Origin of the sequence: Flavihumibacter fluminis (assembly GCF_021491375.1) — a bacterium.
In the GTDB taxonomy this organism is placed as follows: domain Bacteria; phylum Bacteroidota; class Bacteroidia; order Chitinophagales; family Chitinophagaceae; genus Flavihumibacter; species Flavihumibacter fluminis.
Genome location: NZ_JAKEVY010000026.1, coordinates 1 through 291, shown reverse-complemented (window position 1 = coordinate 291; position 291 = coordinate 1). Strand labels below are relative to the sequence as shown.

1 protein-coding gene is annotated in these 291 nt (G+C 62.5%); it reads right to left on the bottom strand.

All coding sequences use genetic code 11. From position 1 onward, the window contains the following. On the bottom strand, positions 1-252 hold a 252-nt coding region (locus L0U88_RS20750; RefSeq protein ID WP_234868786.1), incomplete at its 3' end, for a hypothetical protein. Between the last annotated feature and the right edge of the window lie 39 nt (positions 253-291).

The window sequence follows — 291 nt, the reverse complement described above, 5'->3', positions numbered from 1 at the left end:
GTTGCGAGGGGCAAACAGCCCGAACCCGAGAAAGATCAGCGCAAACCATGCGACAACCACGACCAGCAGCGGCGTCGAGACCGAGCTGTGCTCTTGCAACAACAGCAGAGAACGGTTGGCCCTCCAATCCTGCATAAGCGTCAATGCCAGCGACCGCAATTCGCGCTGCGCCTCGCTCCGCGGCACCAGCGCTCGGATCGCGACCTCGACGTCATCCGCCTTGGTCTCCATCGCCGAGGTGCGGAGTTGCATGAGGCGGGATTTCTCGCCGGAAGTAAGCGCATCGGCGAT